The sequence below is a fragment of the Microbacterium sp. 18062 genome (genome assembly GCF_902706225.1).
Classification (GTDB): Bacteria; Actinomycetota; Actinomycetes; order Actinomycetales; family Microbacteriaceae; genus Microbacterium.
In genome coordinates this window covers 1-24511 of the sequence record NZ_CACSKB010000023.1, presented here as the reverse complement: position 1 = coordinate 24511, position 24511 = coordinate 1, and the positions used below count along the sequence as shown (strand labels likewise).

The window sequence follows — 24511 nt, the reverse complement described above, 5'->3', positions numbered from 1 at the left end:
GACCGTCCCCGCGGTCACAGGAGCTGCTCGACCCGCTTCCGGATGGCCTCGGCCGCCCGAGCCGCGGGGAGCGCGGCGTCCACGACGAGGAAGCGGTCGGGTTCGGCGTCGGCGAGCCGGAGGAACGCGGCGCGCACCCGCTCGTGGAAGTCCTCGCGCTCGGCTTCGAGACGGTCGAAGGGCTTGTCCGCCGCATCCAGCCGTCGCCGTGCGTCCGCGGGATCGAGATCGAGCAGCACCGTCAGGTCGGGCAGCGCTCCGCCCGTGGCCCAGAGCGACAGCCGACGGATCTCGTCCGCGTCGATCACCCGGCCGGCACCCTGATACGCCACCGACGAATCGAGGTAGCGGTCCTGGATCACCGCTTCGCCGCGGGCCAGCGCGGGTCGCACGAGCGTCTCGATGTGCTGCGCCCGGTCGGCCGCGTACAACAGCGCCTCGGCGCGGGAGACGACCTCGCCGCGATGGTGCAGCACGATGTCGCGCACCAGCATCCCGACCTCGGTGCCGCCGGGCTCGCGCGTGCGCAGGACCGTCCTGCCCCGGCCGGCCAGCCACTCCTCGAGGAGAGCCGCCTGGGTGGTCTTGCCCGAACCGTCACCGCCCTCGAAGGTCACCCACAGACCGGGTGCGTCCGCGGCGCTCACTTCTTCGCGGCCGGCTTGCGGGTGGTCGTCTTGCGCGCGGTCTTCTTGGGCGCCGGGCCCTTCGCACGCTTGTCGGCGAGCAGCTGCGTGGCCCGCTCGAAGTCGACGTCCTCGACGGTCTCGCCGCGCGGGATCGTCGCGTTCGTCTCGCCGTCGGTGACGTACGGGCCGAATCGGCCGTCGCGCACCTTGATGGGCTTGCCGCTCACCGGGTCCGCATCGAACTCCTTCAGCGCGCTCGACGCGCGGCGTGCGCCGTACTTCGGCTGCGCGTAGCGCTCGAGGGCCTCTTCGAGCGTGACGTCGAAGATCTGCTGCTCGTCGTCGAGCGAGCGGGAGTCCGCGCCCTTCTTCAGGTACGGGCCGTACCGACCGTTCTGCGCGGTGATCTGCTCCTCGGTCGCCGGGTCGACGCCGACGATGCGCGGCAGATCGAGCAGGCGCAGCGCCGTCTCGAGGTCGACCGTGTCGACCGACATGCTCTTGAACAGCGACGCCGTGCGAGGCTTCGGCGCCGCATCCTTCTTCGCCGCCGTCTTCTTGGCGGCGGGCTTCGCGGGTGCATCGACGACCTCGCCAGTGCTCTCGTCGACCGTCTCGGGCTCGGTCGGCTCGACCTCCTGCACGTAGGGTCCGAACCGGCCGTCCTTGACGACGACGAGCTTGCCGTTGCTCGGGTTCTCGCCGAGCACGCGATCGCCGGCGACCGGGGCGTCGATGAGCTCCTGCGCCTTCTCGGCGGTCAGCTCATCGGGCGCGAGATCCTCGGGCACGTTGACGATGCGGGGCTTCGCCTCGGGGTCCGGCGACTCGGTGACCTCCAGATACGGCCCGTACTTGCCGAATCGGAGCGTCGCCGTGTCGGTGATACGGGTCGAGTTCAACTCGCGGGCGTCGATGTCGCCGAGGTTGTCGACGATGTGCCGGAGGCCGACGTGGCTCTCCGAGCCGAAGTAGAAGTCGCGCAGCCACTGCTCGCGCCGCTGCTCCCCCCGGGCGATCGCGTCGAGGTCGTCTTCGAGCGCCGCCGTGAAGTCGTAGTCGACGAGGTCGGCGAAGTGCTCCTCGAGCAGACGCACCACGCTGAACGCGAGCCAGCTCGGCACGAGCGCCTGGCCGCGCTTGCTCACGTAGCCGCGATCGAGGATCACGTCGATGATGCTCGCGAACGTCGACGGGCGACCGATCCCGCGCTCCTCGAGCGCCTTCACGAGGCTGGCCTCGGTGTAGCGCGGCTTCGGCGAGGTGCTGTGCCCCTTCGGCCCCACGTCGCGGGCGGCGAGCACGTCGCCGACGGCGAGCGCCGGAAGCGACTGGTCGTCGGCCTTGTCGGCATCAGCGCGCTTCTCGTCACGACCCTCTTCGTACGCCTCGAGGAATCCCTTGAAGGTGTACACGGTGCCGGATGCGGTGAACTCTACGGCCTTGCCCGCGGCGGTGAGCGAGAGCGTGACCGTGGTCGTCTCGTACTTCGCGTCGGACATCTGGCTGGCGACCGTGCGCTTCCAGATCAGGTCGTAGACACGCTGCTCGTCGCGATCGAGGCCGGACGCGACCGATGCGGGGGTGCGGAAGTTCTCGCCGGACGGTCGGATCGCCTCGTGGGCCTCCTGCGCGTTCTTGCTCTTGCTCGCGTAGACGCGCGGGTTCGGGGGGACGGCCCGGTCGCCGTAGAGCGAGACGGCCTGCTCGCGGGCCGCGGTGATCGCCTGCGCCGACAGCGACGTCGAGTCGGTGCGCATATAGGTGATGTACCCCTTCTCGTAGAGACGCTGAGCGACACTCATGGTGTGCTTCGCGCTCATCGAGAGCTTGCGGCCGGCCTCCTGCTGCAGGGTCGAGGTCGTGAACGGCGCCTTGGGGCTGCGTGTGCCGGGCTTGGACTCGAGGTTCGCGACGGTGATCTCGCCGACCTTCTCGATGGCGACGGCGAGCTCCCGAGCGTCCTGCTCGGAGAGCACGACGACGGCCTTCTTGAGCGCGCCACGGTCGTCGAAGTCGGTGCCGCGGGCCAGAGGCGCGCCGTCGATGCGGGCGAGGCGGGCGGTGAAGCTCGTGTCGCCCTTCGCGGCGAGGGTCTCGATGTCCCAGTAGCTCGCGGAGACGAAGGCGATGCGCTCCCGTTCGCGCTCGACCACCATCCGGGTCGCGGCGGACTGCACGCGCCCGGCGCTCAGCGCCGTTCCCTCGCGGCCGCTGCCGACTTTGCGCCACAGCACCGGCGAGACGTCCCAGCCGTAGAGGCGGTCGAGCACACGGCGCGTCTCCTGTGCGTCGACGAGGGCGAGGTCGAGCTCGCGGGTGTTCTCGGCGGCCGCGCGGATGGCGTCCTTCGTGATCTCGTGGAAGACCATGCGCTTGACCGGCACCTTGGGCTTGAGCACCTCGAGAAGGTGCCACGCGATGGCCTCGCCCTCGCGGTCCTCATCGGTGGCGAGCAGGACCTCGTCGGCCTCCTTCAGCGCGCGCTTCAACTCGCTGACCGTCTTCACCTTGCGGTCGTTGACCACGTAGAAGGGGTCGAAGCCGTTGTCGACGTCGATGGAGTACTTGCCGTACGCCGCCTTCTTGTCGGCGGGGATGTCCTTCTTGCTCGCGAGGTCGCGGATGTGACCGACGGAGCTGAGCACCTCGTAGTCGTCACCCAGATAGCCCTGGATCGAGGTCATCTTCGTCGGCGACTCGACGATCACGAGCTTCTTGCCCTGACCGGTCTTGGTCTTCGCGCCCTGTGCCAACAGCGGTCCTTTCGTTCGATGCACACCCTACACACCTGCGAGACGCAGGCGGCTGGGAGGCATCAGCGGCCGACGACGCTCGTCCGGCCGGGCGGAGGACCGGCGCGAGCGATGGCGGATGCCGGGAACGGGCCGAACGAACCGCCGACCCGGACCGTCGCGATGAGGCCCTCCACTTCGCAGGATACGACCTCCACGGCGGCCCGGGACGCGATCTCGCCGGCACGGTCGCACGGGATGCCGGAAACCGCGCCGGATGCGGCATCCGCCGCGGCGAGCGCCGCCGCGTCCGCGGCGCCCGCGAGGCGCTGCCCGTAGACGGCGGCCGCGCCCGCCGCGGCGAGCCCGAGGGTGAGGGTCGCCACGACGGCGACGACGCCGACGGAGCTCGCCGTGCCGGCCATCAGCGTCCCCCGTCGAGGGCGCAGGACCGTGCGTCGAGCCGGATCTCCGGCAGCGGCAGGCCGACCGGCGCCGATGCGGCGACGCACACCAGGTCGCCGTCTCTGATCACCGTGGCCTGCGCGTCGGGCACGGACTGCCGCACGAGGCTCAGCCCGCGGCCCTCGTCGTCGCCCCGGGCGATCAGGCGCGCCGCATCCGCCGTCGCGTCCTGCAGCCGCACCTGCCGGGATGCCGACGACAACGCGCCGACGCAGAGCGCGAGCAGCAGGACGATCGCCGGCAGGGCGACCGCGAACTCGGCGCTCACCGAGCCGCGGTCGCCGAGCCGGGATCTCATTCGACCGTCAGGGCGCGGCGCACGAGATCCTCCAGGATCCCGCGGACCTCGTCCGATCGCATGATGACGACCAGCAGTCCGGCGAACGCGACCGCGGCCATCGTGGCGATGGCGTACTCGGCGGTCGCCGCACCGCTCTCGTCCGCGAACAGGCTCGCCGCCCGGTGCGACGTCAACGACGGCAGGGGTGACAGCGGCGCGCGGGAGGCGGGCGTGCGGACGCGCCGGATCGGGATGAGGGTCATGGTCTTGCTCCTTCTCGGTTCGGGGCACGATCGGTGGGCACGGTCTGGTGGGCACGGTCCGGGGCGGAACGGGACGGGGGCGATCACAGGCCGAACGACCCCGACGAGAGGATGCTCATGAGCATCGGGGCGACCCCGAGCACGATGAACGCGGGCAGCACGCACGCGCCGAGCGGCAGCAGGAGCGACGCCGACAGCCTCGACGCCCGCATCCGGCCGTCCGTGCGCGCGCGTTGGCGGGCCATCGCCGCGGCCGCGCGCAGGAGCTCCGCGGCGGGGACTCCGGCGGATCGGGACAGCTGGAGGATGCGGTCGACCTCCTCCTCGGCACCCGAGCCCGGCGGGCTCTCGTCGTCCGCGACACGCTCTGAGGGTGAGGGCAAGGGCAGCGCCTCCGCGGCGAGCCGGCGAGCGCGCTCGACCGACACCCCGCCGCTCAGCGCGATCGCGATGAGCTCGGCGGTGAGCCCCGCGACCTCGGGGGCGGGTCCGGCGCCACGGACGAGCCGCGCGGTCCACCTGCGGGCGCACACCATCAGCAGCACCCCGACGGCGAGGCACGCGATGCCCGCCGGTGTGGTCGTCAGCACGCCGATCGTGTCGAACCCGAGCGCGATTCCGAGCAGCACGGCGACCAGGGGCAGCCAGCTCATCAGCCGCGCCGTCGATGCGGGCTCCGCCAGCGCGACCCGCACCTCGTCCCGGCACTCGTCGGCGTCGCGTAGGGCCGTGGCCACCGCGCGCAGTCCGTGCGCGAGCGGGGCGCCGACGTCCGCCGCCACCCGCCACGCGGCGCCGATCGGCGCCCAGCGGTCGCCGCACAGGGCGATCGCGGCACCGAGGTCCGTGCCCGCTGCGTGAGAGGCGACGACGGCCGCCGCGTCGTCCTCGCCGGACTCGGCGAGGAAGCGCCACGCCGCGTCCGGCGCCACACCGGCCTGCAGCAGCACCGCGAGCCGCAGCGCGACCTCGGGCGTGCGATCGGGCCTCGGGTGACGCCGCCGGAGGGTCAGCCGGGCCATGGCGACTCCTCCAGGACCAGGCGGTCGTCCCGGATGCGAGGCCGGCCGAGGCCGGCGACCCGGCGCCGGCCGTCGAGCGCCCGCTCGAGGTGCACGACGCATCCGATCGCACTCGCCACCTGGCGGGCGAGCGCGCGGTCGTCGAGCCCCGCCAGCGCGCCGAGCGCCTCGAGGCGAGCGGGCACGTCAGCGAGCCCGTTCGCGTGCAGAGTGCCCGCTCCCCCGTCGTGACCGGTGTTCAGCGCCGACAGCAGCTCGCGCACCTCGGCGCCGCGGCACTCGCCGACGACGAGCCGGTCGGGCCGCATCCGCAGCGCCTCACGCACGAGTTGCGCGAGACCGATGCCGCCGGCGCCTTCGAGGTTGGGCTGCCGGGACTCCAGGCGCACATGGTGCGGGTGGTCAATGCTCAGCTCCGCCACATCCTCGATCGTCACGATCCGTTCCTCGGGCCGCACGGTCGCCAGGAGTGCGGACAGCAGCGTGGTCTTGCCGCTGCCCGCCGCTCCCGTGATCAGCAGGTTCTCGCGCGCCGGGACGAGATCGGCGAGTGCCCTGCGCCCAGCGGCGGAGAACATCCCACGCCGTTCGAGCTCGTCGAGGTCGGCGACGCCGAGCCGCGGCACACGGACCGAGATGGTGGTGCCGTCCGCGCACACCGGCGGCAGCACGGCGTGCACGCGGATGCCGCCGGCCAGCCGCACATCGACGCAGGGCGTCGCATCGTCGATGTGCCGGCCGCCCAGCGCGATGAGAGACACCGCGAGCTCGCGCACCTCCTCCTCACCGGCGCGCCAGTGCGACACGTGCTCGGCGCCGGCGCCCCGGTCGACGAAGAGCCCGCGCGCACCGTTGACGAAGATGTCGGTGACCTCGCCGTCCGCGATGTGCGCGCGCAGGGGCTCCGGCAGCGTCACGGCCGTGCGCTCGGCACCGAGCACGCGCGCTCGCGGCCCGCTCGGCACGGCGACGGACGCACGTCCCTCGCGCGGGCTCACGATGAACGGCTGCGGCATGCCCCGACGCTAGGACGACGGCGCCGGCCGGGTGGGCGCGAGGCGGGTGACGGTGGAGGGCTCCTGCGTCCCGCCGGCTGTGGAGAACCGGTGCGGGCCGCGGGCGCGTGGAAGGCCCGGAGAGCAGAGAAGGCGGCATCCCAATGGGGGGTTGGGATGCCGCCGTGCAAGGCCCCGCAAATTGGGGGTGATGAGGGCCGCACACCCGTCACGAGGATCGGGCGCCACTGAGCCTACGCAACACGCCGGCGCGCATCAAACGCACACTCCGATCGCGCACCGATATATCGGAGGTGTCGCGACGAGCGCCGGGCCCCGCGACCGCGGGGACACCAACTAACGGAGGTAGTGACGCATGCGGAACGGGCCGCAGGATGGACCCAGCGCGTTCGTCGCGTCACCATCACCCACGCCGCGTCGGCGAGGCCCGCAAAGGAGCGAGCAGAGATGAGTAGCAGCCAGATCGATCACCTGTTGAACGAGGAGCGTCGGTTCGCGCCCAGCCCGGAGTTCTCGGCGGATGCGGTGGGCACCGCGGAGCTCTACGCACAGGCGGCCGCCGATCGCGAGGGGTTCTGGGGGGACCGCGCCCGTGAGCTCGTGCACTGGCACCGTCCGTTCACAGAGGTGCTCGACTGGTCGAACCCGCCGTTCGCGACCTGGTTCGGCGACGGCGAGTTGAACGTCGCCTACAACTGCCTCGACCGGCATGTCGAGGCAGGTCACGGCGACCGCGTCGCGCTGCTCTGGGAGGGCGAGCCCGGCGACCGACGCCGCATCACCTACGCGGAGCTCACCGACGAGGTCAAACGGCTCGCCAACGTCCTGACCGATCTGGGCGTCGGACAGGGCGATCGGGTCGCCATCTACCTGCCGATGATCCCCGAGGCCATCGCCGCGATGCTCGCCGTCGCCAGGGTCGGCGCCATCCACTCGGTCGTCTTCGGCGGATTCTCGGCAGACAGCCTGCGGGCCCGCATCGACGACGCGGGCGCGAAACTGGTGATCACGGCCGATGGCGGCTACCGCAAGGGAAAGGTCTCCCCGCTGAAGCCGGCCGTGGACCTCGCCCTCGCCGACCGCGGCGCCGGCGGTCAGGAGACCGTCGAGCACGTGCTGGTCGTCCGGCGCGGCGAGAACGAGGTGGACTGGACGCCCGGGCGCGACCTGTGGTGGCACGACGTCGTGCCCGCCGCCTCCGCAGAACACGACCCTCGGGCGTTCCCCTCGGAGAACCCGCTGTTCATCCTCTACACCTCGGGGACGACGGGAAAGCCCAAGGGCATCCTGCACACCTCCGGCGGCTACCTCACCCAGGCGGCGTTCACCAACAAGGTCGTGCACGACATCCACCCCGAGACCGACGTGTTCTGGTGCACGGCCGACATCGGCTGGATAACCGGCCACACCTACGTGGCGTACGGACCGCTGGCGAACGGCGCGACGCAGGTGCTCTACGAGGGCACGCCCGACACCCCGCATCCGGGCCGCTGGTGGGAGATCATCGAGCGGTACGGCGTGACGATCTTCTACACCGCGCCCACCGCCATCCGCTCATTCATGAAGATCGGCCGGCAGGTGCCGAAGCAGTTCGACCTCTCGTCGATCCGGCTGCTCGGCTCGGTGGGCGAGCCCATCAACCCCGAGGCATGGATGTGGTACCGCAAGGTCATCGGCGGCAAGCGCGCGCCGATCATCGACACGTGGTGGCAGACCGAGACCGGCGCGACCATGATCTCGGCGCTCCCGGGCGTGACCGAGACCAAGCCGGGCTCGGCCCAGGTGGCGATCCCCGGCGTGTCGATCGACGTCGTCGACGAGAACGGCGAGCACGTCGGCAACGGGAACGGCGGGCTGCTGGTGGTCACGGAGCCGTGGCCGAGCATGCTGCGCGGCATCTGGGGCGATCCGGAACGGTTCGTCGAGACCTACTGGGACAAGTTCTCGGACCAGGGCTACTACTTCGCCGGCGACGGCGCACGCCTCGACGACGACGGCGACATCTGGCTGCTCGGCCGCGTCGACGACGTCATGAACGTCTCCGGGCATCGGCTGTCGACCACCGAGATCGAGTCCGCGCTGGTCGGCAACGAGGCGGTCGCCGAGGCCGCGGTCGTCGGCGCCTCGGACGAGATGACTGGCCAGGCGGTGGTCGCGTTCGTCATCATCAAGGAGAGCTATCTGAAGGCGCACGCGCCGGAGGGACTCGCCCAGACGCTGCGCGGCTGGGTGGGCGAGCAGATCGGCCCCATCGCCCGTCCGCGCGACGTCTACATCGTAGGCGAGCTGCCGAAGACCCGCTCGGGCAAGATCATGCGCCGACTGCTGCGCGACGTCGCCGAGGGCCGAGAGGTCGGCGACACGACCACCCTCGCCGACACGGCGGTGATGTCGGTGATCTCCGCCCAGGTGAGGTAGCCGAATCACCCGGAGCGCCGCATCCGCCCCGCAGGAAATATCGCCAGGACAGGACGAATCGAGCGGAGTCGTCCTGTTCCGGTGATTCCTTCTGTCTCCGGAAGGCGCGCGCGGGCGAAGCGGACGACGGGATGCGGTGGGTCAGACGAAGCTGAAGACGACCTCGACCTCGACCGGGCTGTCGAGCGGCAGCACGGGCACGCCTACCGCCGACCGGGCGTGACGGCCGCTGTCGCCGAAGATCTCGGCGAGCAGCTCGCTCGCACCGTTGATGACGCCGGGCTGGCCGGTGAAGGCGGGGACCGACGCCACGAACCCGGTGACCTTGAGGACGCCGGTGAGACGGTCGACGTCCCCGACGGCGGATGCGGCGGCGGCGATCGCGTTCAGCGCGCTCTGCCGGGCGTACCCGTACGCATCGGTCGCCGGGACGAGCCCCTCGTCCTCGCCGACCTTGCCCGTCGCGGGTAGCGCTCCCGCGACGAAGGGCAGCTGACCGGCCGTGTACACGAGGTCGGCGTGCACCTTCGCGGGCACGTACGCCGCGACCGGCGGCACCACCCCGGGAAGCTCGATGCCGAGCTCGCGCAGGCGCTCTCGCACGTTCGTCATGCTGCTCCCCCCTCGAACTGCTTCGCCGCGGCCTCGGCGGCCGCAAGGCCCGCGTTGGCGGACGAATCGCCGCCGACCGGGCGCTTGAGGTACGCCACGAGGCCGCCTTCGGGACCGGTCACCACCTGCACGAGCTCCCAGCCCTGCTTGCCCCAGTTGTTGAGGATCGCAGCGGTGTTGTGGATAAGAAGTGGTGTGGTGAGGTACTCCCACGTCGTCATCGCGACTCCCGGAACGTGCGCATAGAGGGCGGATTCCCGCCCGGTCGGACACCAGGCTTACCGGGCGTCATCGGGTGTTCCCCCAGCATCCTGGCTTACGATCACCCTATGCCCGATACCAAACGCACGGCCACCGGTGTGCTCGGCGGCCTGGCCGGACTCGTCGGTCTGAGCGCTGTGGCCGGTGTTCTCATCACCGCGACCGTGACCCCGGCGATCGCCGTGACCAGTACCGCAGCGTCCAGCGCGATCGAGTTGTTCGACAACATGCCGAACTACCTCGAGATCACCGAGGGCATGCAGCCGTCGACGATCGTCTACACGGACGGCGCCGGGCAGCAGCAGGAGCTGGCGACGTTCTACGAGCAGAATCGGTCACCCGTGACCTATGACCAGGTCGCGACCGTCATGTACGACGCGATCCTCTCCAGCGAGGACCCCCGTTACTACGAGCACGGCGGCGTCGACCTCATCGGCACCGTGCGCGCGCTGCTGTCGAACCTCGAGGGCAGCAGCAGCACGCAGGGCGGCTCGTCGATCAGCCAGCAGTACGTGAAGAACATCCTCATTCAGCAGTGCGAATGGGACGCGACCTCCGACGAGGAGAAGCAGGCCTGCTTCGTCGCAGCCACGAACTCCGACGGCACCGAGGGCATCGAGCGCAAGCTGCAGGAGATGCGCTACGCCATCCAGCTCGAGCAGGAGTATTCCAAGAACGAGATCCTGCTCGGCTACCTGAACATCGCGAACTTCGGCGGCGTCACCTATGGCATCGACGCCGCGGCGCGCTATTACTTCGGCGTGTCGGCGGCCGAGCTGAACCTCTCGCAGGCGGCCATCCTCGCGGGCGTGGTGCAGAACCCGAACACGTACCGCATCGACCAGCCTGGCAGCGAGGCGAACGGCGAGGCCGACGGCGTACTGGAGGAAGGGCGCCTGCCGACGCTCGACCGACTGCTCGCCGAGGGGACGATCACCGAGGAACAGTACATCGCGGCCGGCGATGGCTACACGTCGACGAAGGGCCGTCAGATCTACGTGCTCGACCGGCTGCTGGACGACGGCAAGATCACGCAGGAGCAGCACGACGCGGCCGTCGTCGAGCCGATCACGCCCAACATCACCAATCCCACGCAGGGATGCGGGGCGAGCGTCGCGCCGTACTTCTGCCAGTACGTCGTGTCGGTGGTGCGCAACGATCCCGCCTTCGGCGAGACGCGCGACGAGCGCCAGGCGGCTCTGCGCCGCGGCGGACTGACGATCTACACGACCCTCAACATCGACCTGCAGAACACCGCCGCGACCGTGATGGCCGAGCTGGCGCCCGCCTCGGTGGAGGGCATGAAGTTCGGCGCGGCCACCGTGAACGTGGAGACCAGCACCGGACGCATCCTCTCGATCACGCAGAACACCCAGTTCAGCGAGTCCGCCGACGCCGGCGAGGGCTACAGCTCGCTGGTGTATGCGGGAAACCGGCAGTTCGGCAGCTCGGACGGCTTCAACGCGGGCTCGACCTTCAAGCTGTTCACCCTCGTGGACTGGCTCGAGCAGGGGCACTCGGTCAACGAGGTGCTCAACGGGCGCAACCGCATCTTCCAGAGGATGACGAACTCCTGCGCCGGCGACTGGGTGAACTACGCGAACGACCGGATCGGCAACTTCGGCGGCGCGGGCGGCTACACCGGCACTCCGATGCAGTTCACCGCTGCATCGCTCAACTCCGGGTTCCTGGCGATGGCCGAGAAGCTCGACCTGTGCGACATCGGCAACGTCGCCACGAAGATGGGCGTCACCCTGGGCACCGGCGATCCGGTGCCCATGACCTCGGCCGGCGAGGTGATCGGCTCCGAAGCCGTGTCACCGCTCGCGATGGCGGGCGCCTACGCCACCATCGCCAACAACGGGGTCTACTGCCAGCCGCAGGCCATCGACCGCGTGACGGACGCCGATGGGAACGAGCTGCCCAAGCCCGAGCGCACGTGCTCGCCGGTGATCTCGCCGGAGGTCGCCGCGACCGCGGCGTACGCGCTGCGCGGCGTGATGAACGGCGGCACCGGCGGTGCGGCGAACACGAACGACGGCACGCAGCTGATCGGCAAGACCGGCACGCACGAGCAGAAGCAGACCTGGATGATCGAGTCGAGCACGACCGTGACGACCGCCGCGTGGGCCGGCACCGTCGAGGGTGAGGCGAACATCCAGGCCCAGGGCCTGGCCAGCATCCGGTACACCCTGGCCCGGACGATCCAGCGGACCGCCAACGAGCTGTACCCGGGCGGCACCTTCCCCGACCCGGCGGCCAACCTCACCAAGACCGTGATGACGGCGGTGCCGAACGTCGTCGGCATGACGATCGCACAAGCCCAGAGCACGCTCGAGGACGCGGGCTTCTCGGTGACTGTCGGCGACGCGGTGGACTCGGACGCCGCGACCGACGTCGTCGCCGCGCAGAACCCGTCCGGCCAGGCCGCGGGCGGGTCGACCATCACGATCAACCCCAGCAACGGGCAGGGCGGAACGGTCCCGAGCGTCAGCGGCACGGTGCAGAACGCCCAGCAGCAGCTTGCGGCGGCGGGCTTCACCAACGTCGCGCTGGGGTCCTGCACCGCGAACGACCAGCTGTCCGACAACGATACGAGAGCGACGGGCACCAGTCCCGCGGCAGGAACGGCCGCGAACAAGGGTACCCAGGTGACGATCGACTACCAACGCAAGGCCTGCTAGTGGGACGTCCCGTCTCTCAGACCGCCCTCACCGCTGCTGCAGCGGTGGGGGCGGTCGGTGTCGGCGCCGCGATCTGGGGCATCGGCGTCGAGCGCTACCTGTTCACCGTGCGCGAGCACACGCTCGAGATCCTCCCCGCAGGTTCCCGGCCGCTCCGGGTGCTGCACCTCTCCGACGCCCACATGGCGCCGTGGCAGCACCGCAAACAGGAGTGGATGCGCACGCTTGCGGCGCTCGAGCCCGATCTCGTCGTCAACACCGGCGACAATCTCGGCCACGCCGAGGGACTCGCGGGCCTCCGCCGCGCGCTCGACGGACTCCGCGGCATCCCGGGTGTCTACGTGCACGGCTCGAACGACCTGTACGCCCCCTCTCCGCGCAATCCGCTGCGCTACTTCACCGGTCCGTCGAAGACGAAGCAGGATGCGGACGCGCTCGACATCGACGCCCTCGATCGCTACCTGAGCGACGAGCTCGGCTGGCACGCGATCGACAACACCGCAGCCGCCCTCGACGTGGCGGGGCTCCGTATCGACACGTTCGGCGTGAACGACGCGCACCGGCACTGGGACGATCTCGCCGCTCTTCCCCCGCTCCGGCAGGCACAGCGCGATTCGGGCACCGCCGACCTCGTGCTCGGTGTCACCCACGCGCCCTACCGGAGAGTGCTCGACTCGTTCACCGACCTCGGCGCCGACCTGCTCCTGGCCGGGCACACGCACGGCGGGCAGGTCCGCATCCCCTTCTCGTCGAGGGCGCTCGTCGCGAACTGCGACCTCCCGCTCGACCAGGCGCGCGGGCTGAGCAGCTGGCAGCATGCCGGACGACGAGTACCGCTGAACGTGAGCGCGGGCATCGGGCACTCGATCTTCGCACCCGTGCGCTTCGGATGCCGCCCCGAGGCGACACTGCTGACGCTGCTGCCCATCGGCTAGCTGACGCGACAGTCCACCCTTCTCCGCCCCGAGAAGCCGAGGTCGCTGACGCCGCTCGGCGACCTGTCCTCCCCCGCATCCCGAGCGGGGGACTTTCTGCACATCGAGCCGGAAAAGCGCACCACGGATGCGGCCTCCGCCGCACGCTCGAGACATGAAACGTGTGCTCGCAACCCTCCTCGTCGTCGCCGCGCTCCTCGTCGCGGGAATCGTCGCCACCTTGCCCGCGAACGCCGCCTCCCCGGGAACGGGTTTCGGGGAGTGGGCGCCGTCGACGAGATACGGCTGGCACGGGTCGATGATCGTCAACGGCATCCACACGTACTGCATCTTCCCCGGCAAGCCGCTCCCCACCGGTGACAGCGAGGATCATGGCATCAGCACCAACGCGGCGGGGCTCGATCTGAAGAGCCTCACGGCCGTCAACATGCTCGTGACCACCTACGGCCAGACCGACGATCCGGTGCAGGCCGCGAGCGTCGGCTGGGCGGTCAAGGCCATCGCGAACTGGGACGAGACCCTGCACCACTTCGGCTATCCCGGCGACTCCCTGCAGGGGGCGATCGACTGGGTCTTCCGCACCATCGCCCCCGAGCACAACGTGGCGGTGCAGAACCTCGCGGCGGCGTACTACGCGGAGGCCATGGCGTACGGCTCGGGAACCATCGCCGCATCCGGATCGCTGGAGTTCGCCACCGATCCGGACGATCCCCTGCGCGGCTCGGTGACGGTGCACGCGGACATCGCCGACGCGCGCGGCTCGCTGACGCTGGAGAACGCGGTGTTCGCCGAGACCGGACAGCCCACGCTCGACGGGGCGACCCCCGGGGCAACATATCCGATCACCGCGACCGCGCCATCGGGCGAGCCGACCTTCATCGTTCGCGGCAGCGGCACGTTCCGCGCGGGATTCCTCCCCGCCGTCCGCCACTTCACGACCCCGGGCGGACAGGACACGGCCGGACCTGCGGGCCGGCTGGAGTTCCCGGTCGAGGGGGAGGATGCCGCGCCGCGCGCGACCACGTTCGCCCCGATCGTGACGACCCAGGTCGCCTCGCGCTACGTGCCGGGAGGTGCGTACGTCGACGACGTCACCTTCGCGACCGCACGAGGCTCCTGGGCCCGCACGACGGACGGCGGGTATGTGCCCGTCCGCGCGACCGCCACCCTCTACCGGACCGCGACCGAGCCCGTGCTCTCGCCCGAGATCCCCGCGGATGCCGAGGCCGTCGGCGCCCTCGAGGTCACGACCGACACCGCGATCGGTCCGACGGCGCCGTACCGCGTCGAGTCAGCCGAGGCCCTGCCCGGACCCGGTTTCTACACCGCGGTGTGGGAGATCGAGGCCGAGGGCCAGCACGCGGACACCCTCGCGACTCTCGAGGAGGGCTATGCGTGGCGGGAGCAGTTCGGCGTGGAGAGCCAGATCACGATGGTGGCGGCGGTCTCGTCCCGCGCCGATCCAGTCGTCGCGGTGGGGGCTACGATGTCCGACGAGGTGATCGTCGCGGGCGTTCTGCCCGCCGACGGCCTGGACCTCTCCGCATCCGTGTTCCGCGTTCCGGACGGCGTCGAGCCGGCCGACGCCTGCACGCCGGAGAACCTGCTGTGGGCGAGCTCCGACGCCCCGGTGCGTATCGGCGAACCCGGCGGCGTCCGCATCCCGGGCCCGCTCGTGCCGGACTTCGGCACCTATGTCTGGCGCGAGCGCGCGGTCGACACTCAGGGACGCCTCGTGCACGAAGGCGCCTGCGGGGTCGAGAGCGAGACCACGCGCGCGCCTCGGCCGACCGTCACGACCCTCGCGACCCCGGCCTCAGGGTGGGGCGGCGAGGTGACGGATGTCGCGACGGTCACCGGCCCCGTCCCGGTCTCGGGCTCGACGACCCTGACGTTCGAGGTGTATCGAGCCCCGGAGGACGTCGCGCCCGAAGAGGCGTGCACGCCGGAGACCCTCGTCGCCGACACGACCGCGATGCCCGTGCCGGTCACCGCGGAGGGCGAGTTCTCCTCCCCCGCCGTGCGGCTGCACGAGCCGGGCACCCACTACTGGATCGAGAGCCTCTGGCACACGCCCGACGGCGGCGAGCCCGTGCTCGTCGCGCGCGGCGCCTGCGGCCTGCCGAACGAGACGACCGTCGTCGAGCAGCCGGCGGTGTCCACCCGCGCCGTCGAGCGCGCGGCGATCGGCGAGCCCTACACCGACACCGCGACCGTCGCGGGCCTCGGTGACGGGGTGGATGCAGAGCTCGTCTTCTTCGTCTTCCACAACCCGGACGGCCAGGACTCCGTCTGCACGCCGGAGACCCTCGAGACCACGACGGAGGCCGTCCCGGTCACCGGGAGCGGGGAGTACGCGTCGCCCGCCGTCAGCTCTCCCACGGCAGGTGTGAGGCACTGGATCGCCGAGCTCCGCGCCCGGCCCGCCCCGGACGCCGAGCCCGTCGTCCTGTACCGCGGAGAGTGCGGAGAGGAGGGCGAGACGACCTACGTCGACGTGCTCGCCGCGACCGGCGGCATGCCGCTGCGGACCATCGCCGGCCTCGGCACCGCGGCTATCGGACTGGGGCTCGGCCTCGCCGCGCTCCTCGTCATCCGGTCGCGACGGCGCACGGCATGACCGGCCGATGTCGCGTCCGGGCTGGCCCGCTCTCCGAAGTACCGTCTCCGGAGTCCCGGGACGGGGCTCCTCGATTCGGAGCACGGGCCGCTCCTGGGGTAGACTCGGAGGGTTGCCACGGGGTGTGGCGCAGCTTGGTAGCGCGCTTCGTTCGGGACGAAGAGGCCGCAGGTTCAAATCCTGTCACCCCGACCGGAACGAGAAGAGGTCCGCCGCAGAAGCGGGCCTCTTTCTCATTCCCGCGGGCTCGTTCCCGCGAGCTCCGCGCAGGGCGCATCCCGATCAGGACCCCGCGGCGGGTCCGGATAGAATCAGTCGATGCGTCCGGGTGCCCCACGCCGGAGCCGTTCGCCTCATCGGACCTGACCATCATCGGACCTGAACCGGCCCCGCCGGACCTACCCCGGGAGCCCCGCCCATGCCCGAGTCCCCGAAGCTGATCGCGTTCGACCTGGACGACACGCTCGCGCCCTCCAAGAGCGCCGTCGACCCGCGGATCGCCCGCCTTCTGCTCGACCTCGCCGAGCGCGTCGAGGTGGCGATCATCTCCGGCGGCCAACTCGCACAGTTCCGCGCGCAGGTCGTCGAACGCCTCCCCGAAGCCTCCCCCGCCGTGCTGTCGCACCTGCACCTGCTGCCGACCTGCGGCACCCAGTACTACCGCATCGGCGAAGGCGGGATCGAGACGATCTACGCCCACGCGCTCACCGACGACGAGAAGACACGCGCACTCGCGGCGGTCGAGGGCGAAGCCCGCCGCCTGGGCCTCTGGGAAGAGAACACCTGGGGCGACATCCTCGAGGACCGCGGCTCCCAGATCACCTTCTCCGCCCTCGGACAGCGCGCACCGCTCGACGCGAAGACCGCCTGGGACCCGACCGGCTCGAAGAAGAACTCCCTGCGCGAGGCGGTGGCCGCCCGCATCCCCGATCTCGAGGTCCGCTCGGGTGGATCGACCTCGGTCGACATCACCCACCGCGGCATCGACAAGGCCTACGGGATGCAACAGCTGTCCGAGCAGACGGGCATCGACCTCGACGACATGCTGTTCGTCGGCGACCGACTCGACCCCGACGGCAACGACTACCCCGTGCTCGCCATGGGCGTCGACTGCCACGCGGTCGAGGGCTGGGAAGACACCGCCGAGTACCTCGAAGCGCTCCTCCCCCTCCTCCCCACCCGCTGACAGCTCACAGCGCACCCCGGCCCCGTCGCGCATCCCGGAGCATCACGAGCTGTCCACGGCGGGACGTCCAGGGCTAGCCTGTGGACATGGACGCACTCGGGGTCGTGCTGATCGTCGCCGCCATCACCAGCGCAGGATGCTGGCTGCTCTCGCTCGTCACGAAAGACACGTCGTGGGTCGACCGCATCTGGTCGATCGTGCCGATCGCGTACGCGTGGATCTTCGCCGCCTCCGCCATCGCGTCGGGTGAGGAGGCCGCTCGACTCGTGCTCATGGCCGTGCTCGTGACCGCCTGGGGCGCACGGCTCACCTTCAACTTCGCCCGCAAGGGCGGGTACACCGGCATGGAGGACTACCGCTGGGCGATCCTGCGCGGGCGGATGCGGCCGTGGCAGTTCCAGCTGTTCAACCTGTTCTTCATCGTGCTCTACCAGAACGCGCTGCTCGCGCTCATCACCCTTCCGGCCCTCACGGCGCTTCAGCACCCTGCACCGCTCGGCGCGTGGGATGTCGTCTTCGCCGCGCTGTTCGTCGCCTTCCTTCTCGGGGAGTTCATCGCCGACCAGCAGCAGTGGGCGTTCCACCGTGCGAAGAGACGGGCCGGCGGACACCTCGAGCCCGGCTTCGCGACGACGGGTCTCTTCCGCTACAGCCGGCATCCGAACTTCTTCTTCGAGCAGGCCCAGTGGTGGGCGTTCTACCTGCTCGGCGCGAGCGCCGCTGTGGCCTCGGGGCTGGGGTTCTGGGGCGGGGCCCTCAACCCGACCATCGTGGGCGCGGCGCTCCTCACGGTGCTGTTCATCGGATCGACGATCTTCACCGAGTCGATCACGGCGGGCAAGTATCCGGCCTATGCGGAGTACCGCCGTACGACGTCGATGCTGGTGCCGCTGCCACCGCGCCATCCCGCTCCGGCGCGCGCCCACGCCTGAACCCGCCCCGCTCCGGTCCCAGGCGACCGGAGTCAGCCCAGCCGCCCGCCGGACTCCGTCAGATAGCACTCGGCGCACATCGACTCGTAGGTCACCCGTGCGGCGGTCAGCTCGTCGATCGCGACCTGGTCTCCGTCGAACACGAAACGTCCGCCGACGAGCCGGGCGTTGAACAGCGCCTTCCGACCGCACCGGCAGATCGTCTTCAGCTCCTCGAGGCTGTGCGCGAGCTCCATGAGCCGCCGGGATCCCGGAAAGGCGCCGGTCTGGAAGTCGGTGCGGATGCCATAGGCGAGCACCGGCACGCCGTCGAGCACCACGATCCGGAGGAGATCGTCGACCTGCTCCCGGGTGAGGAACTGCGCCTCGTCGATCAGCAGGCACGCCACGTCCGCCGGGTCGTCCGCCTCCGGCAGCAGGGCTTCGGATGCAGCCGCCCGCGCTCGATCCCGGTGCTCCGCGAACAGCGTCCGCACGTCCGCATCCGGACCGATCAGAAAGTCGACCTCGCGCGTCACACCCAACCGGCTCGAGATGCGATCGGCATCCTTCGTGTCGATCTCGGGCTTCGCCAGCAGCACATGCTGGCCACGCTCCTCGTAGTTGTAGGCGGCCTGCAGCAGCGCCGTCGACTTGCCGGAGTTCATCGCTCCATAACGGAAGTACAGCTTGGCCACTCGCAGATTCTACGGGTCGCGCCATCCCGGTCCGCGCGTTCGGGACGATCGGCCGCCGCCGCATCCCTCGTCCGAGCGCCGCCCGTCCGAGATGAGGGTGTTCGGCCGGGACGAGGATCTTTGCGCGGCGAAAGCCCTTGTCCCGGCCGACTCCCCCGCTCGAGATGCGCGCTCCTCGCTCAGGGGCCGAAGCGCGAGGACTATTGCATCAGGCGTTGATGCCGAGGGCCGCAGCGGTGCGGCGCGTGGATTCCTCGGCGGTCGCCGCATCCGGGTTCAACGTCGTGCCGTAGCTCGGGATCAGCTCGGTCAGAGCCGGCTCCCATCCGGCGATCCGATCGGGGAAGCAGCTCTTCAGCACGCCCAGCATGATCGACACGGCGGTCGACGCGCCCGGAGACGCGCCGAGCAGGCCCGCGATCGTGCCGTCGGCGCCGGAGACGACCTCGGTGCCGAACTGCAGCTTGCCGCCCTTCATCACCTGCGCGCGCTGCCCCGCGTCGAGCAGTTCCCAGTCGTCGCCGTTCGCGGTGGGCATGAAGGCCTGAAGGCTCTCGACCTTCTTGGCGTGTGTCTTCACCAGCTCGCTGACGAGGTACTTCACGAGGTCGAGGTTCGTCGCGCCGACCTTCAGCATGCTGCCGATGTTCGAGAACCGCACCTGCGAGACGATATCGGTCCAGCGACCGGTCTTCAGGAACTTCGGGCTGAAGGTCGCGAACGGTCCGAACAGCAGCGAGCTCTCGCCGTCGACCACACGGGTGTCAAGGTGCGGCACCGACATCGGTGGCGCGCCGACGGAAGCCTGCGAGTACACCTTCGCCTTGTGTTGGGCGACGATCGCGGGGTCGCTCGTCTTCAGCCACTGCCCGCCGATCGGGAAGACGCCGTAGCCCTTGATCTCGGGGATGCCGGAGCGCTGCAGCAGCTTGATCGCCCATCCGCCGGCGCCGATGAAGACGAACCGGGCGTTCACGCGCCCCGGGGTACGGCCGATCGCGTCGCGGTACGACACCTGCCAGGTGCCGTCCTTCTGCCGCCTCAGGTTCTTCACCTCGCGGCCCGTGACGACATCCGCCCCGTTCTCCTTCAGCTTGTCGATCAGCTGACGGGTGAGCGCGCCGAAGTCGACGTCGGTCCCGCTGGGCACACGGGTCGCCGCGAACGGCTCGCCCTTGCGGCGCTTCTGCATGAGCAGCGGCGCCCACTGGTTGATGACGCGGGAGTCCTCGCTGTACTCGATGCCCTCGAACAGGGGCTGGGTGCGCAGCGCCTCGTAACGCTTCTTCAGGTAGGCGACATCCTTCTCACCACGCACGAAGGTCATGTGCGGGGTCGCGTTGATGAAGGTCTTCGGCTCGTCCAGCACGCCGCGCTCGACGAGGGTCGTCCAGAACTGCCGGCTCTGCTGGAACTGCTCGTTGATCGCGATCGCCTTGGCCGGGTCGACCGAGCCGTCGGGGCCGGCGGGCATGTAGTTCAGCTCGCACAGGGCGGCATGCCCCGTGCCGGCGTTGTTCCACGCGTTCGAGCTCTCCTCGGCGACCTCGCCGAGGCGCTCGAAGACGGCGATCTTCCAGTCGGGCTGGAGCTGCTGCAGAAAAGTCCCGAGGGTGGCGCTCATGATGCCACCACCGATCAGGAGGACGTCGACGGTTCCTGTCACCCGGCAAGTCTAGTTCTCTCCCATCCCCCATCCTTCATCCCCTGTCTTCTTCGCCGAGCCCACACGTTCGCGCCGAACCCACACGTCTAAGGCAACCAGAGCCTGTGGGTTCGGCGCGAACATGTGGGTTCGCGGAAGGGGGCGAGAGAGACGGCGGAGAAAGAGGGGTGGTCAGACCCGGGCGCCGAGGCTCGCCGCGACGAGCTCGGCGATCTGCACGGCATTCAGGGCCGCGCCCTTGCGCAGGTTGTCGTTGCTGATGAACAGCACGAGCCCGCGACCCTCCGGAGCGGACTGGTCGGCACGGATGCGGCCCACGAAGCTCGGGTCCTTGCCGGCGGCCTGGAGGGGGGTCGGCACCTCGTCGAGCGCGACACCGGGCGCCTGCGCGAGCACCTCGCGTGCACGCTCGGGCGAGATCGGACGGGCGAACTCGACGTTGATGCTCAGCGAGTGCCCGGTGAAGACCGGCACGCGCACGCAGGTGCCGGCGACGCGGAGAGCCGGCAGCTCGAGGATCTTGCGGCTCTCGTTGCGGAGCTTCTTCTCCTCATCCGTCTCGTTGTCGCCGTCGTCGACGAGGTTGCCGGCGAACGGGATGACGTCGAACGCGATGGGCGCGACGTACTTCTCCGGCTCGGGAAAGTCGATCGCCGAGCCGTCGCGCACGAGCCGCAGGGTGTCGCCCTGGGCGAGCACGCCCTCGACCTGTCCGAGCAGCTCCTGCGCGCCGGCGAGGCCCGATCCGGAGACCGCCTGGTAGGTGCTGACGATCAGTCGCTCGAGCCCAGCCTCGGTGTCGAGCGCCTTCAGCACCGGCATGGCGGCCATGGTCGTGCAGTTGGGGTTCGCGATGATGCCCTTGGGTGGGTCGACGATCGCGTGCGGGTTGACCTCGCTGACCACAAGCGGCACATCGGGGTCGTTGCGCCAGGCGCTCGAGTTGTCGATGACGACCGCCCCGGCCTCCGCGAAGCGGGGGGCGTGCGCGCGCGAACCGGTCGCGCCGGCGGAGAACAGGGCGATGTCGATCCCCGCCGGATCCGCGGTCGCGACGTCCTCGACGATCACCGTGGCGCCGGCGAACTCGATCGCCCGGCCCGCGGAGCGCGCCGTGGAGAACAGCCGCAGCTCGCGGATCGGGAAGGCGCGCTCGACGAGGATCTCGCGCATGACGGCACCGACCTGGCCGGTGGCGCCGACGACGGCGACGGAGAGTCCGGAATCGGAGATGTGGGTCATGCGTGTTCCTCGGGGCTCGGGTGCGCGCGGCATCCGGATGCGGACGCGCGCGGGGTCGCCCGATTCTACCGCGCTCCCGCCGCCGGTCGCCGCGTCACAGCGGTTCACACTGACTCGCGGATGCGGACAGCTCCCTAGCATCGCCAGCAGGACGCGATACCGCGGAAGCGACGATGCGACGGAGGAGACATGTCTGTGCTCGAAGAGGTCCTGACCGCCAACCGCCACTATGTCGAAGGATTCGGGGAGAAGGGCGACCTGGCGCTCCCACCCGCACGCCAGTTCGCGATCCTCACGTGCATGGATGCGCGTCTCGATCCGGCGAAGTACGCGGGACTGAGCGAAGGAGACGCCCACGTCATCAGGAATGCCGGCGGGCGGGCATCGGACGACGCCATCCGCTCACTCGTGATCTCGTACAAGCTGCTCGGCACGAAGGAGTGGTTCGTCATCCACCACTCCGACTGCGGCATGGAGTTCTTCACGGACGAGGTGATCCGCGGCTTGCTGGCGAACAGTCTCGACACGGCCGCACTCGGGCCCGACGGCTTCACGGACGTCGGCGAAGGTCCCGGCTCCGCCGAAGGCGCGTACGTCGACTGGCTCACGATCGCGGATCGGTCACAGGCGGTGGTCGACGACGTCGCCCGGATCCGCCGGCATCCGCTCGTGCCCGGCCGCATCCCGGTCTACGGCTACGTCTACGACGTGCGCTCCGGGCGTCTGATCGAGGTCCCCGCCGCCACCGCCGCGGGCGCTGTCACGGCGTAGGAGCCGCGCGCCTGCTCGTCGCTCTCGCCGCGCGGGGCGCGCGGGCGGCCTGTGTGCGGAGCTCAGCGCCCGGTGCCGGCGTGCACGACGGCGTCCGCGTCGCCGTCGAGGCCGTAGGCGGTGTGCACGATGCGCGCGGCCTCGGCGATGTCGTCCGCGCGCAGCACGACCGAGATGCGGATCTCCGACGTCGAGATCATCTCGATGTTGATGCCGGCGGTGCTCAGCGCCTCGAAGAGCGTCGCCGAGACGCCCGAGTGCGTGCGCATCCCCGCGCCCACGACCGACAGCTTGCCGATCTGGTCGTCGTGCACGAGGCTCGCGAAGCCCACCTCGCCCTGCTCGCCGGCGAGGGCCTTGAGAGCGGTCGCCGAATCCGATTTCGGCAGCGTGAACGAGATGTCGGTGCGGCCGGTCGTCGCCGCGGACACGTTCTGCACGATCATGTCGACGTTCGCGCCGGACCGTGCGACGATCTTGAAGATCTCGGCGGCCTTGCCGGGCACGTCCGGAACGCCGATCACGGTGATCTTGGCCTGGCTGAGGTCGGTGGCGACGCCGGCGACGATCGGCTCTTCCATGGGGTCTCCCTCGGGGGTCTGCGCGGAACGCTTGTCGTGGTCGAGCACGTAGGTGCCCTCGCTCGAGCTGAAGGTCGAGCGCGCGTGAATCATGACGCCGTGACGCCGTGCGTACTCGACGGCGCGGATGTAGAGAACCTTCGCGCCGTTCGCGGCGAGCTCGAGCATCTCCTCCGTCGAGACGACGCTGAGCTTGCGTGCCTTGGGCACGACGCGGGGATCGGCGGTGAAGATGCCGTCGACGTCGCTGTAGATCTCGCAGACGTCGGCGGCGAGCGCTGCGGCGAGCGCCACCGCCGTCGTGTCGGAGCCGCCGCGTCCGAGCGTCGTGATGTCGCGGGTGTCGCGGTTGAAGCCTTGGAACCCGGCGACGATGACGATCGCGCCCTCGTCGAGCGCCTCGCGGAGCCGCACCGGGGTGACGTCGACGATGCGGGCGGCGCCGTGCGTCGCATCCGTGATCATCCCGGCCTGGCTGCCGGTGAACGAGCGCGCCTCGAAGCCCATGGAGTGGATCGCCATCGCGAGCAGCGCCATCGAGATGCGCTCCCCCGACGACAGCAGCATGTCGAGCTCGCGCGGTGCGGGAATCGGCGCGACCTGACCGGCGAGGTCGAGGAGTTCGTCGGTCGTGTCGCCCATCGCGCTGACGGCGACGACGACGTCGTGCCCGGCACGCCGGGTGTCGACGATGCGCTTGGCGACGCGCTTGATGCTCTCGGCGTCGGCGACCGACGATCCGCCGTACTTCTGCACGATCAACGCCACTGTGGGACTCCCGGGGATGCGCCTGCGCGGCGCGATGAGATTCGGAACGCTCGGATGCTGCGCCCAACGCACCATCTTAGGCAAGCGGTCATTCCACATCGGTCATGTGTCGCCTCTCCCGAGCCACTCCCGCGCCGATGGCGCCTCATTCCTGCGAAGGCGGCGGCATTGTCTGACGCCACCGCAGGATAGTGCCGCCATCCCGGGAAACTGGCGCCATCGCGGGAGAGGGGAATCAGGCGCAGGGCTCGTACGGCGGCTGCTCCAGCGTGGTGGCGGTGATCTGCCGGATCACGTCCGAGCCTTCGTCATAGGTGAGGAAGAGCGATCCGACCTCACCGCTCTCGACACGGAGGTGACGAAGATCCCCGGGCGCGGCGATGGTCTCGGCATCCGGATACGCCGACTGCGCCTCCGTGAGCGTCGAACCCAGGCGGATGCCGGCCGCGGTCTCCGGTCCGATCGGCTGGGCGTCCCCCGGCGCCGTCGAGACGCCGACGAGGACGGTCGGAGCCGTCTCGTCGGTGCCCTGCTCGCGCATGACCGCGAGGTCGTAGCCGCCGTCGGGGGTCGACCCCCACCACTCGCACCCTTCGACGACTTGGAAGCCGGGGATGCCGAGGGTCACCTGATCCCACGGTTCTCCGACGGCGAACCCTTCGATCGCGTCGGGACCCGCCGCAGCCGCCGTGGCCGTCGGTGTGGGCTCGGGCGCCGTCAGCCCCCCGCCGACGGCGGGGGGAGAGGG

21 protein-coding genes and 1 tRNA gene are annotated in these 24511 nt (G+C 70.3%); 8 read left to right on the top strand and 14 right to left on the bottom strand.

Going from position 1 to position 24511, the window contains the following annotated elements; translation table 11 throughout:
• Positions 1-14 precede the first annotated feature (14 nt).
• From tmk to GVL03_RS10210, 7 genes are all read right to left on the bottom strand, one after another.
• The gene (gene tmk, locus GVL03_RS10240; RefSeq protein WP_159500897.1) at positions 15-647 is read right to left on the bottom strand and encodes a dTMP kinase; all 633 of its coding nucleotides are present in this window, start codon (positions 645-647) and stop codon (positions 15-17) included.
• On the bottom strand, positions 644-3385 hold the full coding sequence (gene topA, locus GVL03_RS10235) for a type I DNA topoisomerase (protein ID WP_306770329.1): 2742 nt from the start codon (positions 3383-3385) through the stop codon (positions 644-646). The genes tmk and topA overlap by 4 nt, the downstream gene beginning before the upstream one ends.
• A gap of 62 nt (positions 3386-3447) precedes the next feature.
• Positions 3448-3789, bottom strand: coding sequence for an Rv3654c family TadE-like protein (locus GVL03_RS10230; RefSeq protein ID WP_159500896.1), 342 nt, complete (start codon positions 3787-3789; stop codon positions 3448-3450).
• Entirely contained in the window at positions 3789-4127 is a 339-nt protein-coding gene (locus GVL03_RS10225) for a TadE family protein (RefSeq protein ID WP_159500895.1), read from the bottom strand. The genes GVL03_RS10230 and GVL03_RS10225 overlap by 1 nt, the downstream gene beginning before the upstream one ends.
• On the bottom strand, positions 4124-4372 hold the full coding sequence (locus GVL03_RS10220) for a DUF4244 domain-containing protein (RefSeq protein ID WP_159500894.1): 249 nt from the start codon (positions 4370-4372) through the stop codon (positions 4124-4126). The genes GVL03_RS10225 and GVL03_RS10220 overlap by 4 nt, the downstream gene beginning before the upstream one ends.
• A gap of 83 nt (positions 4373-4455) precedes the next feature.
• Positions 4456-5394, bottom strand: coding sequence for a type II secretion system F family protein (locus tag GVL03_RS10215; protein WP_159500893.1), 939 nt, complete (start codon positions 5392-5394; stop codon positions 4456-4458).
• A complete protein-coding gene (locus GVL03_RS10210) occupies positions 5382-6410 on the bottom strand; it encodes a TadA family conjugal transfer-associated ATPase (RefSeq protein ID WP_159500892.1) in 1029 nt (342 codons plus the stop codon). Before GVL03_RS10210 ends, GVL03_RS10215 begins: the two co-directional genes overlap by 13 nt.
• Positions 6411-6857: 447 nt before the next feature.
• Here GVL03_RS10210 and acs point away from each other — a divergent pair, with 447 nt between their 5' ends.
• Complete coding sequence (gene acs / locus GVL03_RS10205; protein WP_159500891.1) at positions 6858-8828, top strand: acetate--CoA ligase; 1971 nt, start codon at positions 6858-6860, stop codon at positions 8826-8828.
• Between the two features lie 141 nt (positions 8829-8969).
• Here the strand turns inward: acs and GVL03_RS10200 are convergent, their stop codons facing one another.
• Positions 8970-9440: a RidA family protein gene (locus tag GVL03_RS10200; RefSeq protein WP_159500890.1), complete on the bottom strand. Its 471-nt coding sequence runs from the start codon at positions 9438-9440 to the stop codon at positions 8970-8972.
• Complete coding sequence (locus GVL03_RS10195) at positions 9437-9661, bottom strand: hypothetical protein (protein ID WP_159500889.1); 225 nt, start codon at positions 9659-9661, stop codon at positions 9437-9439. The genes GVL03_RS10200 and GVL03_RS10195 overlap by 4 nt, the downstream gene beginning before the upstream one ends.
• Before the next feature lie 108 nt (positions 9662-9769).
• Between GVL03_RS10195 and GVL03_RS10190 the strand changes: the two genes are divergently transcribed.
• The 6 genes from GVL03_RS10190 to GVL03_RS10165 all read left to right on the top strand — a co-directional run bounded on the left by GVL03_RS10190 (position 9770) and on the right by GVL03_RS10165 (position 18058).
• Positions 9770-12385, top strand: coding sequence for a transglycosylase domain-containing protein (locus tag GVL03_RS10190; RefSeq protein WP_159500888.1), 2616 nt, complete (start codon positions 9770-9772; stop codon positions 12383-12385).
• Complete coding sequence (locus GVL03_RS10185; protein ID WP_159500887.1) at positions 12385-13320, top strand: metallophosphoesterase; 936 nt, start codon at positions 12385-12387, stop codon at positions 13318-13320. The genes GVL03_RS10190 and GVL03_RS10185 overlap by 1 nt, the downstream gene beginning before the upstream one ends.
• Positions 13321-13474: 154 nt before the next feature.
• On the top strand, positions 13475-15940 hold the full coding sequence (locus tag GVL03_RS10180; protein ID WP_159500886.1) for a hypothetical protein: 2466 nt from the start codon (positions 13475-13477) through the stop codon (positions 15938-15940).
• A gap of 118 nt (positions 15941-16058) precedes the next feature.
• Positions 16059-16132, top strand: a tRNA-Pro gene (locus GVL03_RS10175).
• A gap of 226 nt (positions 16133-16358) precedes the next feature.
• Positions 16359-17126: an HAD-IIB family hydrolase gene (locus GVL03_RS10170; RefSeq protein ID WP_159500885.1), complete on the top strand. Its 768-nt coding sequence runs from the start codon at positions 16359-16361 to the stop codon at positions 17124-17126.
• Between the two features lie 86 nt (positions 17127-17212).
• On the top strand, positions 17213-18058 hold the full coding sequence (locus GVL03_RS10165; protein ID WP_159500884.1) for a DUF1295 domain-containing protein: 846 nt from the start codon (positions 17213-17215) through the stop codon (positions 18056-18058).
• Between the two features lie 32 nt (positions 18059-18090).
• Here the strand turns inward: GVL03_RS10165 and GVL03_RS10160 are convergent, their stop codons facing one another.
• The 3 genes from GVL03_RS10160 to GVL03_RS10150 form a co-directional block, all read right to left on the bottom strand.
• Entirely contained in the window at positions 18091-18735 is a 645-nt protein-coding gene (locus tag GVL03_RS10160) for a thymidine kinase (RefSeq protein ID WP_159500883.1), read from the bottom strand.
• 208 nt (positions 18736-18943) lie between these two features.
• Positions 18944-20401 carry a malate dehydrogenase (quinone) gene (gene mqo / locus GVL03_RS10155; RefSeq protein ID WP_159500882.1) on the bottom strand — a complete coding sequence of 486 codons (1458 nt, stop codon included), beginning with the start codon at positions 20399-20401 and terminating at the stop codon, positions 18944-18946.
• Positions 20402-20572: 171 nt separating this feature from the next.
• Complete coding sequence (locus GVL03_RS10150; RefSeq protein ID WP_159500881.1) at positions 20573-21643, bottom strand: aspartate-semialdehyde dehydrogenase; 1071 nt, start codon at positions 21641-21643, stop codon at positions 20573-20575.
• Between the two features lie 189 nt (positions 21644-21832).
• Here GVL03_RS10150 and GVL03_RS10145 point away from each other — a divergent pair, with 189 nt between their 5' ends.
• On the top strand, positions 21833-22414 hold the full coding sequence (locus GVL03_RS10145; RefSeq protein ID WP_159500880.1) for a carbonic anhydrase: 582 nt from the start codon (positions 21833-21835) through the stop codon (positions 22412-22414).
• A gap of 62 nt (positions 22415-22476) precedes the next feature.
• Here the strand turns inward: GVL03_RS10145 and GVL03_RS10140 are convergent, their stop codons facing one another.
• Together GVL03_RS10140 and GVL03_RS10135 are read right to left on the bottom strand one after the other, a co-directional pair.
• Positions 22477-23763, bottom strand: a complete 1287-nt coding sequence (locus GVL03_RS10140) for an aspartate kinase (RefSeq protein WP_159500931.1) — start codon at positions 23761-23763, stop codon at positions 22477-22479.
• Positions 23764-23998: 235 nt separating this feature from the next.
• Positions 23999-24511 (bottom strand): hypothetical protein (locus GVL03_RS10135; protein ID WP_159500879.1); only part of this gene is annotated, 513 nt, incomplete at its 5' end.